Origin of the sequence: Frankia sp. R82 (genome assembly GCF_023716925.1) — a bacterium.
Lineage (GTDB): Bacteria > Actinomycetota > Actinomycetes > Frankiales > Frankiaceae > Frankia.
Window position 1 is genome coordinate 15,927 of the sequence record NZ_JAMQQG010000022.1, and the last position, 18,851, is coordinate 34,777.

Sequence of the window (18,851 nt, forward strand, 5' to 3'; positions counted from 1 at the left end):
GTTCCGTTCGTAGCGCATGGTCAGCCGACGGTAGCCATCAAGCCACGCAATCGTCCATTCGATCTTCTTCCTGTGCCTGTCGAGACGTTCGGTACTGTCCACCTCACGGCGGGCGATCCGGACGCCGATGCGGCGTCGGCGCAGGAACCGGCGCAGGCCCTGCCGGTCGTGGGCGTTGTCGGCCCGAAGCTTGACGGGCCTGCGTCGCCGTGGCCCGCGCGGGCAGCGGATCGCCTCCGATGCTGGCGACCAGCGGGATCAGGGCGTGGCTGTCGTGCAGGTTCGCTCCGGAGACCGCCACGACCAGCAGCAATCCCTCGGCGTCGGCCAGCACATGAATTTTCGAGCCGGGTCTGCCGCGATCGACCGGGTTCGGCCCGATCAGAGTTCCCCGTTACCTTCTTGGTGGCCCCGCAACGGGGCTCCCGGCCTCCGGATCTGGCATGACGTGAGCCCCTCGTCGATCATGATCGAAAGGGTGGTGTCACCGGGTCCGGAGGCATCGGCAGACCGCTGATCAGGGGCATGACCGCCGATCCCGACCCCGGGTGAGGCAGGCCTTCGTACCGGGCCGCTTCCGTACGCAACCCGTCGCAGATCACAGCCATCACGCCGTCGGCCTCCTTCGGCCCGCCGCATCGTGGGCCAGGTGATTCCGGGACGTGGACGGCCGGCGGGAGCTGAGCGGTCGATGCGGCGGACCATGGCAGCAATCATGATCCGCCGGATCAACGATTCCGCGTGGTCGAAGCGGCGTTCGTAGGCGCGTACGCCTCGGCGGCGGACGGCGATCCAGGACAGGGTACGTTCGACGACCCACCTGCGGGACAGCACCGAAAAGCCCTTCTGGCCTGCAGGTCTGTGCGCGACCTCTGACCGGAGGGCGCAGGATGCGGACGGCCCCGCCGGACGAACTGGCCGACGAAGGAGCCATCGTCGAACAGCAGCCGCTACGGTGTCGGCGTTTTTCACCTGGTCGCCAGCCCCGAGCCCGCGACTGGCCACGAGCCCCCTGCGCACCAAGCCCCCCTGACCACCTGACCACCTCCGCGGCTCTGCCAGTCCCGCGGGCCGGCGTACGGCGGCACCGGGTGTCCGGCCAGGGGCTGCACCGTCGACGATGGGATGCGTGCGGGTGACGATCAGAGTACGACCGGGTGCCGGCAGGACCGCCGTCGGCGGCGAGCTGGGCGGCCCGGACGGCGAGGCGAGCCTGGTGGTGCGTGTCTCGGCGCGGGCGGTCGACGGGAAGGCGACCGAGGCGGCGCTGCGCGCGCTCGCGGACGCGCTCGGCCTGCGCCGTGCCGACGTGTCCCTCGTCCACGGCGCCACCAGCCGCACGAAGCTCGTGGAGATCGCCGCATCACCGGCCGACGAGCCCGCGCTACGCGACCGCCTGACCGCCCTGCGCCAGCATTGTTGACCAACGCCTGCTGTCAGCCGATCGCGCGAACCCGGCGGTTGGCGCCGGCGCGGCACGTGAAGGACATGACCTACACAGACGCACCCCGCGGGCTGTCGAACTGGCTGTGCACGGTGCCGGGTCGTCTGCCAGGTGAGCTGACGGAAGGAAGCCTGGGGGCGCTGGGCGCGGCGTCGAGGTCCTCGACTGTCGCTGACGTTGACGGGTTCATCTGGTGGTGTCCCGCAACGATCGAACTCACCGGTCATCGAGTCCACCGGTAACGGCCAGGAGGACCTCAGGTGCCCACCCCGGCTGTGCGCGTGGGGGGTTCGGCTGGCAGGGGCTGCTCGAGGTGGTCGAGGTTGACGAGCTGCTCGCCGCGGGCGCGTTCCCGTTCGGCGAGACCGATGTTGTAGAGGAGCCTGGAAAGGTTCTGTTCCACCAGGCTCTCCACCCACCGTGGAGATATGGGAAGCAGGACGGCGCACAGTGTGCCGCTGTTCGTCACGCCAAGCGCCTCGCCCCGGGCGGCAGCCTCGGCGATCACCTCCATGCCAAGTTTCCGGATGGCCACTTTGCGTAGAGGTGATCGCCAGGGCAGGGGGGGTGCGGGCTCGGTTTCCCCCGTGCTCTCCCAGGAACGGGTCACGGCGACCAGCGGCTCGGCGTTGGCCCGGTCCTTCTCTGCCATCTGGATGTTGTCCACGAGTCTGGAAAGGTTCTGCTCCACCAGGCTGTGGACCCACCGTGGGGAGACGGGAAGCAGGACGGCGCAGAGGACCCCGCCGTTGCTGACCCCGAGGGGTTCGCCGCTCTCGGCAGCCGCTTTCAAGGTCGGTCCTGTGAGCTGCCTGATGCCGGCGATCTTCATCGGCGTCCTCCCCCGTTAACCCGAAGCCGACCCCGAGTGTCCACGATCATTGCCATACTGTCAACGCTTGTGGACGGCCGTGGACAGCCGTGGATGTCCGTGGACGGCTGCGGACAGCTGTGGACGGCCGGGTAGGCTGGTGATCGCCGAGGGGGAAACGGGGTGGCAGCGCGATGAAGGTGGAACCGCCGGGCCGGGACTACAACCAGTTTCGGGCGGCGACGGAGGCCCTGCGTTCCACCGCCAAGTGGCTGGTGACGGCATTGGCGGGGGTCGCGGTGGTCCTGGTCGCCGGGGTGCAGCTGACGAGCCTGGGACGGTTGGGTGCCGCGGACTGGCCCCGGATCCTGCTCGCGGCGTTGGCGCTGCTGACCAGCTTGATCTCTATTGGGATCCTGGTGCGCGACACCACCCGAGTTCTAACGGACAGCTATGTGACGGTTACCGAAATTCAGGATGCGGTCATCGACGGGGAGTTCGCCGTCGATGACCGCAGTGTGCGGCTACGCCGCCTCGGAGAGCAGATCGCCAACCTGCGCGAGGAGCTGTACGCACACGTCGCCCCGGATCTTGGGACTCTTCTGCGGCGTCTGCGAGAGGCAAACGCGCGCACGGAGGCAATCATCGCCGGGGAGACGGCCCCGTCACCGGATGAGGTCGAACATGCTTTCGCACGCGTGCGTCTTCTTCAGGACATCGCTCAGGACGTCGCGGACTGCGCGAACTACTTCCAGACCCGAGATCTTGTTCTGGGAATGCGCCTCAGGCGGTCCGTTGCCGTGGCACTTGCCGCGATGGGGATAGTCGTCTTCGCATGGGCCGGCAACCCTGACCAGCACGCCAGGCCCACGATCGTCAGGATCGACCGCTCCGCGCCGGCCTCCCGCCTACCAGAGGCGCGAGGCTGACGCGGTGGAGGGTCGGATCGGATCAATCGGATGAAGATCGACCAGGTAGAAGCCCAGGTAGGGGCTCGGCTTGCCGTGTTCAGCCGCGAACTCACCCAGCTCGGCATCCGTAAGCCTGCGGTAGGCAGCCTGCCAGCCACAGCTAAGAACCGTCAGCCAGTACGGGGCCTCCCCGTGGGGACGCTCCACGGGGATCTCGACGGTGTTGAAAGCCAGCTCGCCCCGCAGCTCGCTCTTCAGACTGCCGATCACTTCCTTGCGGTCGGCGTCGGTAAGTTCCCGTAGCACACGCTGGACCGAACCAGAGGGCGCGACTGCATAGCCCATACCCATCCCTTCCCCCGAAGGTGCCGAATCAGCATACTCGGCCGCGGCCAGAACGAATCCGATACTCCACCCCGACTTGTTCCGCTGTCATCGTCAGGCCCTGATAGGCGGTGAGGGCCAGGTCAGGGATTCGCCGTGTGACCAGGGTTTATGGCACGGCCGCGGGCTGTGGCTGGTGGGGGGGTACGGCCGCCGGTGAGTTCGGGGATGCGGGTGCAGAGCGCGGAGCGGCCGACACCGAGCAGCCGGGCGATGGAGCTGACGGTGTTCTCGGGCTCGCGCAGCAGAATGCGGGCGTGGCGGATCTGCTCGGCCGACAGCGCGGGGGTCGACCGAGGCGCTGCCCGCGGGCGCGGGCGGCGTCCAACCCTTCATGCAGGGGCCGGAGGCCGATGCCGCGCCGGCGCAGCTCACCGACGAGGGTGATGAGGTCCTGTGGCGAGCGGGAAAGTCGGTCCAGGCTCGGGACGACCAGGACGTCGCCGGTGCGAAGGTAGTCCAGACAGGCGGTGAGTTCGGGCCGGTCGGCGTTCTTGCCGGACCGCTTGTCGGCGAGGACCCGCAGGCAGCCCGTGTCGGTGAGCGCGCGGGTCTGGCGGTCCAGGAGCTGGCCGGCGGTGCACACCCGCGCATCGCCGACCAGGGCACCGGTCGCCGCGGCCGGTTCGGGTGCGAACGGGTCGTCCAGATCGGCCCTGACAGGTGGATCAACGATCACCATGATCTGGACCAACGGTCGCCATGATCGGAGTGCAGGAAAACGGGTCGAGGACTGTTGTTCGACACACAGACTTTCCAACATGTTTCCCGGACAGCAGCCCGACCGCCTTGCCTCGATTCCGATTGCCGTCTTCCGCGTTTCTGATCTTGTCCGGTAATCGAATGATTCCCGACAAGATCAGAATGGCGGGGTGCGGTCGAGAAACAGCGGGCCCAGGAGGCCGGCCGAGTTGTTCGAGAACCAGGTCGAGCGCGCCGACGCCGTAGCGGGTGTCGGGGTGGTCGTCACCGAGCACCCGCCGCCAGCGGGCGAGAGTGTCCTCGTTCCGGTCCCGCGCCGTCTGGTACTCCCCCAACACGGCGACGCAGGTCGCCCATAGTGATGGTCGGAAAAACACGGATAGCATCCCGGGCGTGCTACCGGGAGACGGAGAATCCCACGACGACGCCGAGGGCAGCAAAGGACAGCGTACCCGGGTCGTCGCCGTGGGATTCTTCTTGCGTTGCCGAGGGTTTACCAAAAGATTCCTACGTCGCCGACCCGCGGTAGGCGACCGGGCCCTCGCCGGGGAACTGCGCCGCACCCTGGAATGACGCACCGTCGTCGAAGAACGTGATGCTGCCGTTGCCCTGGGGGCCCGACCAGGTCACCTGGGTCCCGGTCTCCGGCCGGCCCGACGAGGGCACGACCTGGTTCCGGTTACCGATGACGATCTGCAGGTCGGCGTCCTTGTGCCATTCCGCCCCCGGGCCGCCCCACTGGATCTCGGTGTGGTAAAGAGACATGCGTCTTCCCCTTCTGCCGGCGTGGCCCGCCGGGCCACGCTTCAACGGGAACAGCGGGTACGTGAATTCTGTTCACCCGAGGCCAACCAGCCCGGACCGGCCGGCCCACTCGCGTCAAGACATGGATCCCCCGGACGGGAAGTCGGCCACCAACGAGTCGAGCGAACCTCCGCGGATCCCATCGTAACCACCCTGATACCCGGCGACAACGACTTTGCAGAACAAAAACAGCTACGCCTGTTTATCGACATTATGTTTGAATATGCGACTTTGACTCCTTTTGGTATGCGGTGTGATTGTCGGGCATCAATGAATGCGACCCGCCGAGCCGGCGCGAACACCATTTGTCCAGGAAGTGCCACGGACGTTGAATGATCAAGGCCCGCGTGATCACATCCGTTCTGTCCAGGTATGGCCAGACCGCGGAGAGGGCGAGGATCGGCCGCCACGCGGACGACCCGAGCAGATCTGTGATCAGCCGCTCCGCCGGTTCGGCGGGGGGCTCCCCGGGTCTTCGGCCCCGCCCTGGCCGTCGTCGCGTGGAAGCTGGGCGGCTGCCGGCTGCCGGCTGCCGCGGCCGCAAGGGACGAGGGTGCCGGCTGGGTCATCTGCCAGGGACGTGACCAGGCTGGCAGCGACCAGGGTCCTGATCGCTGCCAGCCTCGGCAGGGCAGGGTTAGGCGATGCCGGCGCCTTTCAGGGTGACCGGCAGTTTCGCCACACCGCGGACGTTCGAGGAGACCTTCATCTCGGCCCGGGCGGGGTCGGCGATGAAGTCGGGGTACCGCTTGAGGATCTCCTCGAGAGCCACCTTGATCTCGAGGCGGGCCAGGTGGGCGCCGAGGCAGCGGTGGATGCCGAAGCCGAAGAACACCGTCGTCGGCTCCTCCGTGCGGTCGAGGCTGAACACGTCCGGGTTCTCGTAGGCGCGCTCGTCCCGCAGCGCCGAGCCGGTGATCAGCATGACCCGCTGACCGGCGGGAATCGTCCTGCCGTGCAGCTCGATCTCGCGGGTCGACGTCCGGCCCTGCAGCTGCGACGGGGCGTCGAAACGCAACGTCTCCCCCGCGGCCCGGTCGTAGAGCGACGGGTCGTCAAGCAGGCGGCGACGCTGCTCCGGAAAGCGGGTGAGCGCCATCATCCCGTTCGGAATGCTCTTGGCGACGGTCTCGTGGCCGGCGGTGCCGAGCTCGAGGAATCGGAAGGCGATCTCCTCATCGGTCATCCGCCGGGTCGTCGTGCCCTCCTCGTCGTCGGCAACCTCGGTCTCGATCAGCAGACTGATCGGGTCTCCGGTCGGGTTCCTGCGCCGCTCGGCGATCAGGGACAGGTAGAGGTTGATCAGAGCGCCGGTGCTCTCGAGGAAGTCCGTATCGGCCTCCTGGCTCTCGCCGCGGGCCAGCATCCGGTCAGAGCACTCGTTGACGACAGCCCGGTGTTCCTCCGGGATGCCGATCAGCTCGCTGATGACGTCGAGCGGAAGCGCGACGGAGAAGTTCTGCACGACGTCGAACTCGCCGGAGTCGGCGACCGCGTCCAGCAGTTCGCCGGCCCGACGACGGATGTAGGGCTCGAGGGCGAGCATCCGATTCGGCGTGAACACCTTACCGATGATCTTCCGGTGCCAGCGGTGCTCCGGCGGGTCCTTGAGAATCATCATCGGGGCGCCGGCCTCCGCGCCCTCGATCGTCACGCCGCCCGTGCTGGAGTACGTCTGCCAGTCCTTGTGCGCGGCGACGACATCCGCGTGCCGGGACAGCGCCCAGAACTTCAGGTCCGGGTTGTGGTATAAGGGCGCTTCATCCCGCAGTGCCCGGTAGACGGGGTACGGATCGCTGTACGTCGCGAGGTCATAGGGGTTGAACTCGACCATCTGCCTTCTCCTGTCGTCAGGTGGGTACATCCTTCCTCCAGTTCGCGATGCGCGCCGCGGTCAGCGGCATGGGTGAACATCTGGGCGACCGCGGCCCGGATCAGGCACCGGAACAGCCGCCAGGGCAGGTGGTGTGGAATGGCCGGTGGTGGTCGGGCGGATTCCCGGATTGGCGTCGGCGTTCCAGCCCCGCCGGGAACCACAGGATCGGATGGCCGCGGCGCGGCGCCGGGGTACGGACCGTCGACGTGTACACCCCGGCCGAGTCGCACGCCACCGCCTACATGATCACCCAGGAAGAAGCCGATGCCGCGATGGCCGCCTCGGCATCGGGGCCGAGGTCAACGGTGATGTCATGTTTCTTCATCGGTCCACTCCAGACCTGGCAAGGCCGAGCAGGCGGGCGGCGTTGCCGCCGCGGATGGCCTCGGTGGTGGCGGCGTCGAGGCCGGCGGCTTCCAGCCGGTCGACCGGATCCTCGACGCCCATGTCGAAGGGATAGTCGCTGCCGAGGGTGACCTGGCCGGCGCCCATGACGCCGACCAGATGCCGCAGCTGCCCGGGCGTGTAGACCAGGGAGTCGACGAACGTCCGGCGCAGGAGAGCGGACGGCGGCTCGGCCGTGGTGTGGGCGTCGGCCCGGGCGGCCCAGGCGTGGTCGGCGCGCACGATGTAGCTGGCCAGGTACCCGCCGCCGTGCGCGGACCAGATCCGCAGGGTCGGGTGCCGCTCCAGCAGGCCGCCGAACAGCACCCGGGACAGCGCGAGCGCCGTCTCGGCCGGGTTGCCGACGGTGTTGAACAGGTAGTAGGCGTTCAGCCGCTCGCCGAGGGTGCAGCCCCACGGATGGATCAGGACAGCGGTGTCGAGCTGCGCCGCGGCCGCCCAGAACTCCGCCAGGCGCGGATCGTCGAGCTCACGGCCCGGCCCGGCGGACGTCGAGATCTGCACCCCGCGCATGCCCTGGTCGACGACCGCGGACCGCAGCTGCCCGACGGCCAGGTCGGGATGCTGGAGCGACACTGTGCCGATGGGGATCAGCCGGGCCGGGTCCTTCGCACAGAAGGCGGCGACGGAGGCGTTGCTCGCCGCCACGATCCGGGCGGCGAGGTCCCGGTCGGCCCAGGCATGCGGCAGTGGCACGGCGCTTACCGCCTGGATGTCCACCCGGGCGGCATCCATGGCGCCCAGCCGCAGGTCGAGGTCCGTCAGCTTCGTTCCGATGTCGCCCATCTGCTGAAGGTTGAGCCGCAGCGACGTGGGGCCCAGGGTGGCCGCGTCCACCTGGCGCTGCCGAGCGAGTCCAGGCTGGTCCTCGAGGAACGCGTCGACCTCGGGGACCGCGACGTGGGCGTGGACATCGATAGCAGGTAAGGGCGACACGCAATCACTCCTGGCGAAAAATCGGCGATGCTTGCCTGAACCAGGCAGAGCGTGAACCTTGACATCGGATGCTTCGAGACTCAGCGTGATGACCGCCACCGGCGAAGGGTTGGAACGGCCATGAAACTCGGACAGATAGATCTCAATCTATTAGTTGTTCTTGACGCTCTGTTGCGAGAGAAGAACGTGACCCGGGCGGCGGAGAGCCTGCACCTCTCCCAGCCAGCCACCAGCACGGCGCTCGCCCGGCTCCGGCGCGCCCTCGGCGACGAACTGCTCCACAAGAACGGCCGCTATCTCGAGCTCACCCCTCGGGCGGAGTCGCTCATCGAGCCGGTGCGGGAGGTACTGGCGACGATCGAGCAGACGATCGCCCGGCCGCCGACCTTCGATCCCACCACCAACTCGCGCTGCTTCTCGGTCATCGGCAGCGACTACGTCGGCGCGACTCTCCTTCGGCCCCTGATCGCACGTTTCACCGGACTGGCCGCGGGCCCTCAGGTGGACACCACCCCGGTCGGCATCCGCTATACGGAGGCTCTCAACCGGGACGAGGTCGACGTCGCGATCCTTCCCGACCGGATCGTCGACGAATCCTCGATCCCGGGCTGCTCGCGGATGCCGGTCATCGTGGAACGGTTTGTCGGGGTGGTGTGGCGCGATCATCCCCACGCCGAGGACCGTCTCACCGCCGAACTGCTGGGCCGCTCGCCCTATCTCGGATACGTCACCCAGGGGCAGCCCGCCATCGTGGAGAAGGACCTGGATGCCGCAGGCTGCACGCGCCGGGTGGCGGCCACTGCCAGCAGCATGGTGACCATGGCCTTCCTCCTGGCGGGAACGGACCTGGTGGCGGTGCTGCCGGAACGGCTGGCCAGGCGGGTCGCCGTAGCGGCGGAGATCCGCCTGCTGGAGCCCGAGATGCAGCTGCAGCCACTGCGCGAGTCGGCGTACTGGCACGCTCGGCGCGCTCGGGACCCCGGCCACGTCTGGCTGCGTGAGCAGCTGTTCGCCGTGGCCCGGGTGGAGTTTCCACAGGCCGCCGCGACGGGGTGAGACCCTCCGGGCATCCCGACTGCGCGTGGGCTACAGGCATTGCGGGACTCCTTCGTCCGGAATCAGTGACTGGACGGGCGGTGCGGCGAACAGGCCGCGGTCGACATCGCTGAATCTCTCCAGGGAAAGGTCGGCGGGATTCCCACCAGTGGGTTCCTGGCGGCCGGTCAGTCGGCCCGGGCGGGCGGCAGCTGCTGCCGCCCGGTCAGGATCGGTCCACGGCGGCGCAGATCGGAAACTCTCCTTGTGAATACCGGCGATCCACGCCGTTGATGTCCGTCATCGGGCAGACCCGACGGCGCAGCCGGAGGCGGCCGGACGGCAGTCATCGCGGCCGTGAATCGCAGCCACTCACCTTCTGTATTTCCGCCCGGGCGTCGCCCTGCCTAGGGTTGGGCACACGCGACCACAGGGAGCCGATGCGATGGACTCACTTCACAGCGAGTGCGACGACGAGCCTGGGCTCACTCGGCCGAAGGTGCTGGCGACAGACATCGCATGGCCCACCGATGACGTGGAACGCGCGGTGCTGGCCGCCGCCGGGGCCACGCTCGTGCTGGCACCGACGGGTGACGTCGCCGAACTGAGCGCCCTTGCCGCCGACGTCGACGCCATTCTCACCTGCTTCGCGAAGGTTCCCGCCGAGGTACTGGACGCGGCGCCGCGATGCCGCACCATTGCCCGCTACGGCGTCGGGGTGGACAACATTGACGTCGAACACGCCACCCGGCTCGGGATGGTGGTCAGCAACGTTCCGGTCTACTGCACCGAAGAGGTCGCCGACTCGACACTTCTGGCTGTCCTCGCGCTCGCGCGCAGGCTGATCCCGCTGACCCGGGACGTCGCGGCGGGCGGCTGGGGCCGATCCGTACCAGGAACGTCGGTCCGTCTCAGGGGTAAGGTGCTCGGTCTCGTCGGGCTGGGCGAGATCGCCCGCGCGCTCGTGCCGCGCGCGCGGGCGATCGGTCTGGACGTCATGGCGTTCAGCCGCTCGAACAGCGCCGAGTCCGGGATCCGCCGCGCGGCCTCGTTGGCGGAGCTGCTCGGCGAGGCCGACATCGTGTCCCTGCACGTGCCGCTGACCGACGACACCCGTCATCTCATCGGGGCCGGGCAGCTCGCCGCGATGAAGCCGACAGCGTGGCTGGTGAACACCGCCCGCGGTGGCCTCGTCGACACGGTGGCGCTGCTCGACGCGCTCGCCACCGGGGCGATCGCGGGCGCCGCACTGGACGTGACCGACCCCGAGCCGCTGCCCGTCGACCACCCGCTGCGTCGCCGCGACGACGTCGTCCTCACCCCGCACACCGCCTTCTCCTCGGACGGCTCGCTCGCCGAGCTGGCGAGCAGGGCCGCCGGCAACGTCGTCGACGTGCTGCGGGGCCGGGTTCCGCACAGCGTCGTCAACCCCGAGGTGCTGGGCAGCGCCGCTCTGCGGGCACCGCTGGCACCGCGGTGACCGCGCCGGCGGTTCTGGACACCGCTGCGCTGACCCGTCATCTGGTGGAGCGCGGGCTCGTTTCCTCCCCTCTCGGCGTCGAGGTGCGCGGGCTGGCCGGTGGGGTGTCCAATGATGTCGTCGTGGTCCACGCCCCCGGTTTCGACGCGGTGGTCAAACGGGCACGGGGCCGGCTGCGGGTCACCGAGGAATGGCTCGCCGACCCAGCCCGCCTCAACACGGAGGGCCGGGCGCTGCGGCTGGCCGGCCGGCTCGTGCCCGGGGCGGTCCCCGCGGTCATCGACCTGGCCGGCGGCTACCTGGTCATCGAACAAGCCCCGCAGACGTGGCGAACCTGGAAGCAGGATCTGCTCGCCGGCACGGTGGACGTCGCCGTGGCCGAACAGCTCGGCCGTATGCTGGGCCGCTGGCAGCGCGCGACGACGGACGACGGCGACGTGGCGGGCGCCTTCGAGGATGTCACGGTCTTCGGTCAGTTACGCGTCGACCCGTTCCACCGCACGGTCGCAGACAGGCATCCCGGCCTGGCCGACCCGATCCGCCAGACGATCGAGATCATGGCGACGACCCGGACCTGCCTCGTGCACGGCGACTACACGCCGAAGAACATGCTGGTCGGCTCCGCGGCCACCGACCTGTGGGTGATCGACTGGGAGGTCGCGCACGTCGGTGACCCGACCTTCGATCCGGCCTGGGCGGTCGGGCACCTGCTGCTGAAATCGGTCCACCGTCCGACCTCGGCGCCGGCGTACGCGGCGGCGGCCAGGGCGTTCCTCGCCGGCCTTGCTGCCGAGCGGCCTGGCGCCGTGCCGCTCGACCCGGCCCAGCTCATCCGGCAGACCGGCTGCCTGCTGCTGGCCCGGGTCGACGGCCGGAGCCCCGCGGACTACCTCACCGCGGTCGGTCGCGACCAGGTCCGCTCACTCGGCCGCGGCCTCCTGCTCGACCCACCCCCCGCCCTGACCGATGCCTGGGAGCGGCTCACATGAGCGACACCACCATCACGGGCCTGCTCGCCTGGGAGGCACTGGACTCCCGCGGCCGGCCCACCGTCGGCTGCGAGGTCCGCCTCGACGGCGGGGCCACCGGGTCGGCAACGGTGCCCTCCGGTGCCTCGACCGGTCGCCACGAGGCCCGGGAACTGCGTGACGGCGGCCGTCGGTACGGTGGCCAGGGGGTCCGCTCGGCGGTCGCCAACGTCGCAGGGGAGATCCACGATGCCGTCCGCGGCCTCGACGGCACCGACCAGGCCGTCCTCGACGAGCGGCTGCGCGAGCTCGACGGAACCGCGGACCTGCGCCGCCTCGGCGCGAACGCCGTCCTGTCCGTGTCGGTGGCCGCGGCGGTCGCCGGCGCACGGCACCGCGGCGTTCCGCTGTTCAGAGCGGTGGCTGACGACGGTGGCGCCGCGTTGCTGCCGCTGCCCATGGTCAACATCATCTCCGGTGGTGCGCATTCGGGCCGCTCGATCGACGTGCAGGACTTCCTCGTGGTCCCGCTGGGGGCGTCCTCGTTCGCCGAGGCGATCGAGTGGGCGGCCCGGGTCCGCGCCGGCACCGCCGAGGAGCTGACCGCCCGGGGCCTGCCGGTGGCCCTGGTTGCCGACGAGGGGGGCCTCGGTCCGCCGCTGCCCACCAACCGATCGGCGCTGGACATCCTCGTCGCCGGGGTCGAGCGCGCCGGGCTTCGGCCCGGCGCGGACATCGGTATCGCCATCGACATCGCCGCCAGCCAGTTCGTGCGCGCGGACGGGCGTTACGTGCTCGCCAAGGAGGCCCGCGAGCTGAGCGCCGACGGGCTGGTCGACGAGCTGGCCGAATGGTGCGCCAGCTATCCGATCGTCTCCCTGGAGGACCCGCTCGCCGAGGACGACTGGACCGGCTGGCGCACGGCCACCGAGCGCCTCGCCGGGCGCCAGCTGCTCGGCGACGACCTGTTCGTCACCAACCCCGACCGGCTCCAGCGCGGCATCGACGAGCGGGTCGCCAACGCGGTACTCGTCAAGCCCAACCAGATCGGCACGCTGAGCACGGCCCGTGCCGTCGTGCGCCGGGCGCACGACACCGGGTACGCGACCGTCCTGTCGGCCCGGTCCGGCGAGACCGAGGACGACTGGCTTGCCGACCTCGCGGTCGGTTGGCGCACCGGCCAGATCAAGGTCGGCTCCACCATGCGCTCGGAGCGCACCGCGAAGTGGAACCGGCTGCTGCGCATCGAATCCGAGCTGGGCGAGCGGGCGGAGTACGCCGGTCGGGCCGTCCTGCGGCACACCCGACTCCCACACGATCACCAATCCGGGGACGAGAGGACATCGTGACGCGATCAGTCGATGGTTGTGCACTCGGTCGGTTCGACGACGGCGCGGGGGCGTTCACCGGCCTGGCCGTCGGCGACCGGGTCCTGCGGCTTACCGATGACAGCCTGGTGAAGGGGCCCGCCACCTACCTCGCCCTGCTCGAGGAATGGGCGACGGTGTCGGCGGCCCTGCCCCGGCTGGCCGCACAGGCCGGCCCGGGCGACGGTCTACCGATCAGCGGCCTGGACGTCCTGGCACCGGTCGAGCCCCGGCAGATCTTCCAGGCCGGCGCGAACTACCGGTCCCACGTGGCGCAGATAATCCTCTCCAGCAGGGAACCCGACGACCTACGGTCGGACGAGGAGCTGCGCCGCGTCGCTGAGCAGGTGATGGACGAGAAGGTCCGCCGCGGCAACCCGTTCGTCTTCGCCGGCCTGCCGACCGCCATCTGCGGCCCGGACCACGACGTGCTACTCCCGCCGGAGTCGACGCAGGTCGACTGGGAGGCGGAGCTGGCCGTCGTGATCGGCGCCCGGGCGCACCGGGTACCGGCGGAGCGGGCGATGGACCATGTCGCCGGCTACACGGTCTGCAACGACGTCAGCGCCCGCGACCTCCAGTTCACCCCCGAGAACCGGGTACTCGGCGGCGACTGGATACGGGCCAAGAACCGCCCGACCTTCCTGCCCACCGGGCCCTTCCTGGTCCCGGCCGAGCAGATCTCCGACCACCGCCAGCTTCGGATCACCCTGGACCTCAACGGCGAGCGCATGCAGGACGACGTGCCGGCCAGCATGCTGTTCGACGTCCCCAGCCTAATCGCCGCGGTCTCGGCCGCCACCACGTTGCTGCCCGGGGACCTGCTGCTCACCGGCAGCCCGGCCGGCAACGGCGGCCACTGGCGGCGCTGGCTGCGGCCGGGCGACGTCATGGAGGCGGCCATCACCGGCCTCGGCGGGCACCGCAACCGCTGCGTCCCGGAGGAGGTCTGACGTCCGCGCCCGTCGATGACGGTCGCACGCTGGTCGTCGCCTCTCTTCGACCCGTTGCCGACCGGATGGTCGAGCTCGTCCTCGCGGCCACGGACGGGCAACGCCTGCCCCGCTGGGCGCCGGGGGCCCACGTCGACCTGGTGCTGCCGACCGGTCTGACCCGGCCCTACTCCCTGGCGGGCGATCCGGGCGACGACCGCAGCTGGCGGCTGCTGGTCGCCCGGTCCCCGACGGCGGGCGACGGCGCGGGGAACCACATCCACGACGTGCTGCGCACCGGCGAGCGACTGCGGGTCCGCGGTCCTCGCCATCTGTTCTCCCTCGGCGGCGGTGCCCGCTACCTGTTCCTCGCCGCCGGCGCCGGAATCGCGCCGCTGCTGCCCATGGTCCGCCGGGTCCGCGCCGCCCGCGTCTACCCCTGGTCGCTGGTCCACGTGGACGGCTCGTCGCGGTACCCGGCGCTGCGCGAGGAGATCGAGAGCCTCGGCGCGACCTCCCGGTCCACCCCCGAGCGCGGCGCCGCCGTGCGCGCGCTCGCCGAGGCCAGCCCCGACACGGCGGTGTACGTGTGCGGCAGCGGCCGGTTCGTCGACGACGTGGCGCGGGGGGCGCCGCGTGGAGTCGACCTGCACCGGCAGCAGTTCGACGCGGCCGGAGGCGACCCTGGCGCCGGGCGTGCCTACGAGGTCGTCCTGGTGCGACGAGGCGAACGGATCCGGGTCGAGCCGGGCACCCGACTGCTCTCAGCCCTGCACCAGGCCGGTGTCGAGGTGCCCGTGTCCTGCGGCACCGGCAGCTGCGGTGCCTGCCTGGTCCGCGTCCTCGGCGGGGCCGTCGAACACCACGACCGCGTACTCACCGACCGCGAGCGCAGGGGGGGTCGACAGATTGTGTCCTGCGTGTCCACGGCCGCCGGTGGACACCTGGTCCTCGACCTGTAGTCGGCACATGCACCTGGTGGATCAGAGGAATCACAACGTCGCATTTCCGGTTGCCGCATGCGGTTCCTAACGTCGTTGCCATCATCGGTTGTACATAACGACGGAGGGCCCCGTGGGCAGTCTGATCGCGAAGCTGGGGTACGTGGGCGTCCAGACGCCCCGGCACGAGGAAATGCGGGCCTGGGGCCCTGAGGTGCTGGGTTGCATGCTCGGGCCCGATGGCGAGGACGGTGCGGTCCGCCTCAAAATCGACGACGCCGACTACCGGCTTTCATTTCACCCGGGCGAGGACCACCGCATGCTTTTCACCGGCTGGGAGGTGCTCAACCATCGCGATCTCGACGCTGCGGTGAACCGGTTGGAGGGGGCGGGCGCGAAGCCCCGCTTCGCCGAGAAGGAGCTGGCGCGGGCTCGCGGGGTCGACCAGCTCGTCCAGTTCGAGGACCCGTTCGGCCAGCCGCTGGAGCTGTTCTGCTACCAGGAGTCGAACTACCACTTCTGGCATCCGCCGCGACCGCACGCCGGGTTCGTCACCGGGGAGCAGGGGCTTGGTCACGTCGTGTTCGTGGTGCCCGACGCGCGCCGGGCCGTCGACTTTTACATCGACGCGATGGGCTTCGTCCCGAGCGAGATCCTGACCATGATGGAGCCGCTCGGGGAGATGTGGTTCCTGCGGGTCAACCCCCGCCATCACAGCATCGCGTTCCTCGAGATGCCGAACTCGGTCGGGCTGCACCATGTCTACCTGGAGTCGGTCGACATCGACGACGTCGGCTACTCGTACTTCGACGTGCTCGGCGGAGATGCGAACCCTGACCTGCAGATGGCCCTCGGCCGGCACGTCGGGGACCAGGTCATCTCCTACTACGTGCACACCCCGGGCGGATTTATGATTGAGTACGGCTGGGGTGGACTTGCGGTCAACGAGTCGGCAAAACGCTCCCCCAACAATCTCAACTTTCGCCGGGGAAAGCGGATGGAGATGTGGGGGCACGAGTTCCGGTTCCAGCCCAACGAGACCGTGCACCCCCACCAGCCCTGAGCCCACCGGATCCGGAAGAAGGAGCCAACCATGTCTGCCGTCAACAGTGTCCTGGTCGTCGGGGGCGGTGTGTCCGGCGCCGCGGTGGCGATTCTGCTGGCCGAGGCCGGGGTCGCCGTGGAGCTGGTCGAGATCAAGTCCGAGGTCACCGCCGTCGGCTCCGGGATCACCCTGCAGGGCAACGCACTGCGCGTGTTGCGCCAGCTCGGCGTCCTCGAGAGCTGCGCGGCACTGGGATACGAGTCCATGAAACTCGTGGTGCGGGCGCCGGATCCGCGGGCGACCATTGTGGCCGAGCTGGACGACATTCCGTTCGGCGGCCCCGACCTGCCCTCGTCCATGGGCATGTACCGACCCGACCTCGCCCGGATCCTGATGGACCGCGCCGAGCAGGCGGGCGTCAAAATCCGCTACTCGACCACCACGCAGTCTCTCGAGCAGGACGGAGCCGGCGTCGAGGTGCGTTTCTCGACCGGTTCCTCGGGTCGCTACGACCTCGTCGTCGGCGCCGACGGGGTGCGCTCGTGGACCCGCCGCATGCTGGAGATTCCGCTGGAGACGCGATCCCTCGGTATGGGCGCCTGGCGGATGTTCGGGCCGCGGCCGGCCGACGTCACCTCGTCCCAGGCTATTTTTGGCGGCCCCTGCTATATCGCCGGGGTGACGCCCACCTCGGCGACCAGCGCCTACTGGTTCCTGGTGGAACCGGCCCAGGACCGCACGACACAGACACCGCAGGAGCAGCTGGCGGACTTCCTCGAGCTCTCCGGGGCCTACCACGGCCCATGGGACGAGGTGCGCGGCGCTTTCACCGATCCACGGCACCTCAACTACACCTGGTTCGAGGCCCATCTGCTGGACGCACCCTGGAATCGCGGCCGCGTCGTGCTGATCGGTGACGCGGCGCATGTGTGCCCGCCGACGCTCGCACAGGGTGCCGCCGCCGGCCTGGAGGACGCCGCGGTGCTGGCCGAGCTCCTGACCACCTCGACCGCGGTCGACGATCGGTTGTGGGCGGCGTTCACCGCGCGTCGGTACGCACGTGTGAAGACGGTTGTCGATGCCTCGGTACAGATGGCGCAGTGGAGTCTCGACCGCGTCCAGGGAGATGTCCCCGGGCTCACCCGCACGATCGCCGCACTCGTCAGCCAGGCGGCCTGACGGGCCACCGGCGCGAACCGTACCGGAGGTCTCTGCTGGGACGTCAGTCGTTCTCGCCGGGGGCGGCGATGGCCCGATCGTCGGGCGGGATGGCGTCGACGGCCGGATGGGCGTCGCCGGCGGGCCCGGCGGCGAAGGCGGTCAGCATCGTCGTGGTGATCCGGGTGATCGGGATCTGGACGGCGGGTCCGCGCGCGCCTGGGCCGCAGACATCCGCCAGGGCGCAGACCCAGGCGCTGGTGCCGCTGTCGAACACGCCGGCCTTCGACGGCGTGACGTAGTAGGAGACGTCGGAGTGGTCGCGCGCCCCCCGGCAGGTGATCGGGGAGTGCATGAGCACCTCGATCGGCCGGGGAGTCGGGTAGGCCGTGTCGACCCGGTCGTACTCCGAGCCGATCAGGCCGGGCAGGTGGGCTCCGGCGGTCAGGCCTGTCCCGGCGAGCAGCCACGACTGCGGCCGGTAGACGACCATGTCGCCGTGCACCGGGTTGCACTGGTACATCGCGCCGGTCAGCGAGCTCTCCGGGTCGGCCCGGGGCGGCGACGGCCAGTTCGCGGTGATCTGGGCGTCGTCATGACCGTGGTACGGGTCCTCCTGCGCGACCTTGTACGCGGTTTCCAACCGGTCCGAGCCGTGCGGTGACGGGTCCAGGCGGATGCGCCGGTAGACGGCGTTGGCGCCGAGGAACGCGATGTTGGTGCCGCGGTCGCGGGCGGCGGTCAGCGCGGCACGCATCGCCGGGGAGTAGTACTCGTCGTGCCCGAGCGAGATCACCGCGCGGGCGCCGTCGAGCAGGTTCGGGTCGGCGTGCAGATCGACGTCGGTCGCGTAGTCGACCGGCAGGTCAAGGCGTTCGGCGAGCGCGACCAGCGGCTCCTCGTTGCCGGTGAAGTCCGCGGCCCCGTCGCCGTAGTCGTACGGACGGTCGAAGGAGACGACCCGGGCCCGGTCGGCGAATCCGCGCAGACCGTGGTACAGGCTGTAGCCCCCCCACGCGTTGTAGGCCTGCCAGGTCGTGACGGCGTTGAGGATGACCACCCGGCCGGCGGCCCCCGGGCCACGCACCGTCAGGGGCACGTAGCGATGGTTGCCGTCGGAGGCGTCCAGTCGGAACAGGTAGTCCCCCGGCGGCCAGGACGAGGTGTCGAACGTGGCCGTCGGCTGCCAGGCGGCCGCGGAGATCGTGTTGATCCCGGGGGCGTGGGCGGGCGCCGCCTGCAGACCCGGCCGCAGGGAACCGGTGGTCGTGACGAGCCGGCAGGTCCGCCCGCCGTACCAGCCGGTGCGGAACACCGAGGCGGTCAGTGACGGCGCCGAGGTGGAGGCGAACAGCCGCACCGGGTCGCCCGGTCGGATGCTCACCCGATCCAGCCAGCCTTCGACGGCATGCTGCGGACCGAGCTGGGTGAGCCCGCACTCCGCCCCGGGCCGCGCGTTCTCCGCCCGCACGTCCAGCCCGCCGGCCACCGAACCTCCGGCGCCGGTCGACCCGGTTGACCCGGTCGGCCCGGCGGACCGATCGCCGGAACGCGCCGGTCGCGCGGGGGTGCCACCGACCGCGCAGCCGACCAGGAGCAACAGAACCGACATCGCCGCCAGCCGGATGACCGAGCCGGCCGACCGCGTCGGC

At 70.0% G+C, this 18,851-nt stretch carries 18 protein-coding genes; 10 read left to right on the plus strand and 8 right to left on the minus strand.

Annotation, left to right across the window (positions count from 1 at the left end):
• The first annotated feature begins 1,129 nt into the window (after positions 1–1,129).
• On the plus strand, positions 1,130–1,423 hold the full coding sequence (locus tag ND747_RS06610; RefSeq protein WP_251732577.1) for a DUF167 domain-containing protein: 294 nt from the start codon (positions 1,130–1,132) through the stop codon (positions 1,421–1,423).
• 277 nt (positions 1,424–1,700) lie between these two features.
• On the opposite strand, the gene ND747_RS06615 is transcribed toward ND747_RS06610, so the two are convergent.
• Positions 1,701–2,276, minus strand: a complete 576-nt coding sequence (locus tag ND747_RS06615; protein ID WP_251732578.1) for a hypothetical protein — start codon at positions 2,274–2,276, stop codon at positions 1,701–1,703.
• A 173-nt stretch (positions 2,277–2,449) separates the two neighbouring features.
• Here ND747_RS06615 and ND747_RS06620 point away from each other — a divergent pair, with 173 nt between their 5' ends.
• Positions 2,450–3,184 (plus strand): hypothetical protein, encoded by a 735-nt coding sequence (locus ND747_RS06620; RefSeq protein WP_251732579.1) that lies wholly within the window; start codon positions 2,450–2,452, stop codon positions 3,182–3,184.
• Here ND747_RS06620 and ND747_RS06625 read toward each other — a convergent pair.
• The 6 genes from ND747_RS06625 to ND747_RS06645 form a co-directional block, all read right to left on the minus strand.
• On the minus strand, positions 3,164–3,511 hold the full coding sequence (locus ND747_RS06625) for a hypothetical protein (protein WP_251732580.1): 348 nt from the start codon (positions 3,509–3,511) through the stop codon (positions 3,164–3,166). The two genes, ND747_RS06620 and ND747_RS06625, sit on opposite strands and share 21 nt — an antisense overlap.
• Positions 3,512–3,659: 148 nt before the next feature.
• Positions 3,660–4,232: a recombinase family protein gene (locus ND747_RS06630; protein WP_251732581.1), complete on the minus strand. Its 573-nt coding sequence runs from the start codon at positions 4,230–4,232 to the stop codon at positions 3,660–3,662.
• Entirely contained in the window at positions 4,219–4,638 is a 420-nt protein-coding gene (locus ND747_RS30025; RefSeq protein WP_374216164.1) for a tetratricopeptide repeat protein, read from the minus strand. The genes ND747_RS06630 and ND747_RS30025 overlap by 14 nt, the downstream gene beginning before the upstream one ends.
• Before the next feature lie 121 nt (positions 4,639–4,759).
• Entirely contained in the window at positions 4,760–5,017 is a 258-nt protein-coding gene (locus ND747_RS06635; protein WP_251732582.1) for a hypothetical protein, read from the minus strand.
• 676 nt (positions 5,018–5,693) lie between these two features.
• On the minus strand, positions 5,694–6,890 hold the full coding sequence (locus tag ND747_RS06640) for a cytochrome P450 (RefSeq protein WP_251732583.1): 1,197 nt from the start codon (positions 6,888–6,890) through the stop codon (positions 5,694–5,696).
• A 363-nt stretch (positions 6,891–7,253) separates the two neighbouring features.
• Positions 7,254–8,273, minus strand: coding sequence for an amidohydrolase family protein (locus ND747_RS06645; RefSeq protein WP_251732584.1), 1,020 nt, complete (start codon positions 8,271–8,273; stop codon positions 7,254–7,256).
• Between the two features lie 120 nt (positions 8,274–8,393).
• On the opposite strand from ND747_RS06645, the gene ND747_RS06650 reads away from it, so the two are divergent.
• From ND747_RS06650 to ND747_RS06685, 8 genes are all read left to right on the plus strand, one after another.
• The gene (locus tag ND747_RS06650) at positions 8,394–9,329 is read left to right on the plus strand and encodes a LysR family transcriptional regulator (protein WP_251732585.1); all 936 of its coding nucleotides are present in this window, start codon (positions 8,394–8,396) and stop codon (positions 9,327–9,329) included.
• A gap of 424 nt (positions 9,330–9,753) precedes the next feature.
• Positions 9,754–10,788, plus strand: coding sequence for a C-terminal binding protein (locus ND747_RS06655; RefSeq protein WP_251732586.1), 1,035 nt, complete (start codon positions 9,754–9,756; stop codon positions 10,786–10,788).
• A complete protein-coding gene (locus ND747_RS06660) occupies positions 10,785–11,777 on the plus strand; it encodes an aminoglycoside phosphotransferase family protein (protein ID WP_251732587.1) in 993 nt (330 codons plus the stop codon). The genes ND747_RS06655 and ND747_RS06660 overlap by 4 nt, the downstream gene beginning before the upstream one ends.
• On the plus strand, positions 11,774–13,105 hold the full coding sequence (eno, locus tag ND747_RS06665; protein ID WP_251732588.1) for a phosphopyruvate hydratase: 1,332 nt from the start codon (positions 11,774–11,776) through the stop codon (positions 13,103–13,105). The genes ND747_RS06660 and eno overlap by 4 nt, the downstream gene beginning before the upstream one ends.
• Entirely contained in the window at positions 13,102–14,076 is a 975-nt protein-coding gene (locus ND747_RS06670; protein ID WP_308204574.1) for a fumarylacetoacetate hydrolase family protein, read from the plus strand. Before eno ends, ND747_RS06670 begins: the two co-directional genes overlap by 4 nt.
• 65 nt (positions 14,077–14,141) lie before the next feature.
• The gene (locus ND747_RS06675) at positions 14,142–15,017 is read left to right on the plus strand and encodes a flavin reductase family protein (protein ID WP_251732589.1); all 876 of its coding nucleotides are present in this window, start codon (positions 14,142–14,144) and stop codon (positions 15,015–15,017) included.
• Between the two features lie 112 nt (positions 15,018–15,129).
• On the plus strand, positions 15,130–16,059 hold the full coding sequence (locus tag ND747_RS06680) for a VOC family protein (protein ID WP_251732590.1): 930 nt from the start codon (positions 15,130–15,132) through the stop codon (positions 16,057–16,059).
• A gap of 30 nt (positions 16,060–16,089) precedes the next feature.
• Positions 16,090–17,220, plus strand: a complete 1,131-nt coding sequence (locus ND747_RS06685; RefSeq protein WP_251732591.1) for an FAD-dependent monooxygenase — start codon at positions 16,090–16,092, stop codon at positions 17,218–17,220.
• Positions 17,221–17,263: 43 nt separating this feature from the next.
• On the opposite strand, the gene ND747_RS06690 is transcribed toward ND747_RS06685, so the two are convergent.
• Complete coding sequence (locus ND747_RS06690) at positions 17,264–18,811, minus strand: N,N-dimethylformamidase beta subunit family domain-containing protein (protein WP_374216165.1); 1,548 nt, start codon at positions 18,809–18,811, stop codon at positions 17,264–17,266.
• Positions 18,812–18,851: the final 40 nt, after the last annotated feature.

Excerpts from the sequence above, each read along its gene's own strand:
- ND747_RS06615 (WP_251732578.1), bottom strand. The coding sequence starts at position 2,276 with ATGAAGATCGCCGGCATCAGGCAGCTCACAGGACCGACCTTGAAAGCG.
- ND747_RS06620 (WP_251732579.1), top strand. The coding sequence starts at position 2,450 with ATGAAGGTGGAACCGCCGGGCCGGGACTACAACCAGTTTCGGGCGGCG.
- ND747_RS06625 (WP_251732580.1), bottom strand. The coding sequence starts at position 3,511 with ATGGGCTATGCAGTCGCGCCCTCTGGTTCGGTCCAGCGTGTGCTACGG.
- ND747_RS06630 (WP_251732581.1), bottom strand. The coding sequence starts at position 4,232 with ATGGTGATCGTTGATCCACCTGTCAGGGCCGATCTGGACGACCCGTTC.
- ND747_RS30025 (WP_374216164.1), bottom strand. The coding sequence starts at position 4,638 with ATGCTATCCGTGTTTTTCCGACCATCACTATGGGCGACCTGCGTCGCC.
- ND747_RS06635 (WP_251732582.1), bottom strand. The coding sequence starts at position 5,017 with ATGTCTCTTTACCACACCGAGATCCAGTGGGGCGGCCCGGGGGCGGAA.
- ND747_RS06640 (WP_251732583.1), bottom strand. The coding sequence starts at position 6,890 with ATGGTCGAGTTCAACCCCTATGACCTCGCGACGTACAGCGATCCGTAC.
- ND747_RS06650 (WP_251732585.1), top strand. The coding sequence starts at position 8,394 with ATGAAACTCGGACAGATAGATCTCAATCTATTAGTTGTTCTTGACGCT.
- ND747_RS06655 (WP_251732586.1), top strand. The coding sequence starts at position 9,754 with ATGGACTCACTTCACAGCGAGTGCGACGACGAGCCTGGGCTCACTCGG.
- eno (WP_251732588.1), top strand. The coding sequence starts at position 11,774 with ATGAGCGACACCACCATCACGGGCCTGCTCGCCTGGGAGGCACTGGAC.
- ND747_RS06675 (WP_251732589.1), top strand. The coding sequence starts at position 14,142 with ATGGTCGAGCTCGTCCTCGCGGCCACGGACGGGCAACGCCTGCCCCGC.
- ND747_RS06685 (WP_251732591.1), top strand. The coding sequence starts at position 16,090 with ATGTCTGCCGTCAACAGTGTCCTGGTCGTCGGGGGCGGTGTGTCCGGC.
- ND747_RS06690 (WP_374216165.1), bottom strand. The coding sequence starts at position 18,811 with ATGTCGGTTCTGTTGCTCCTGGTCGGCTGCGCGGTCGGTGGCACCCCC.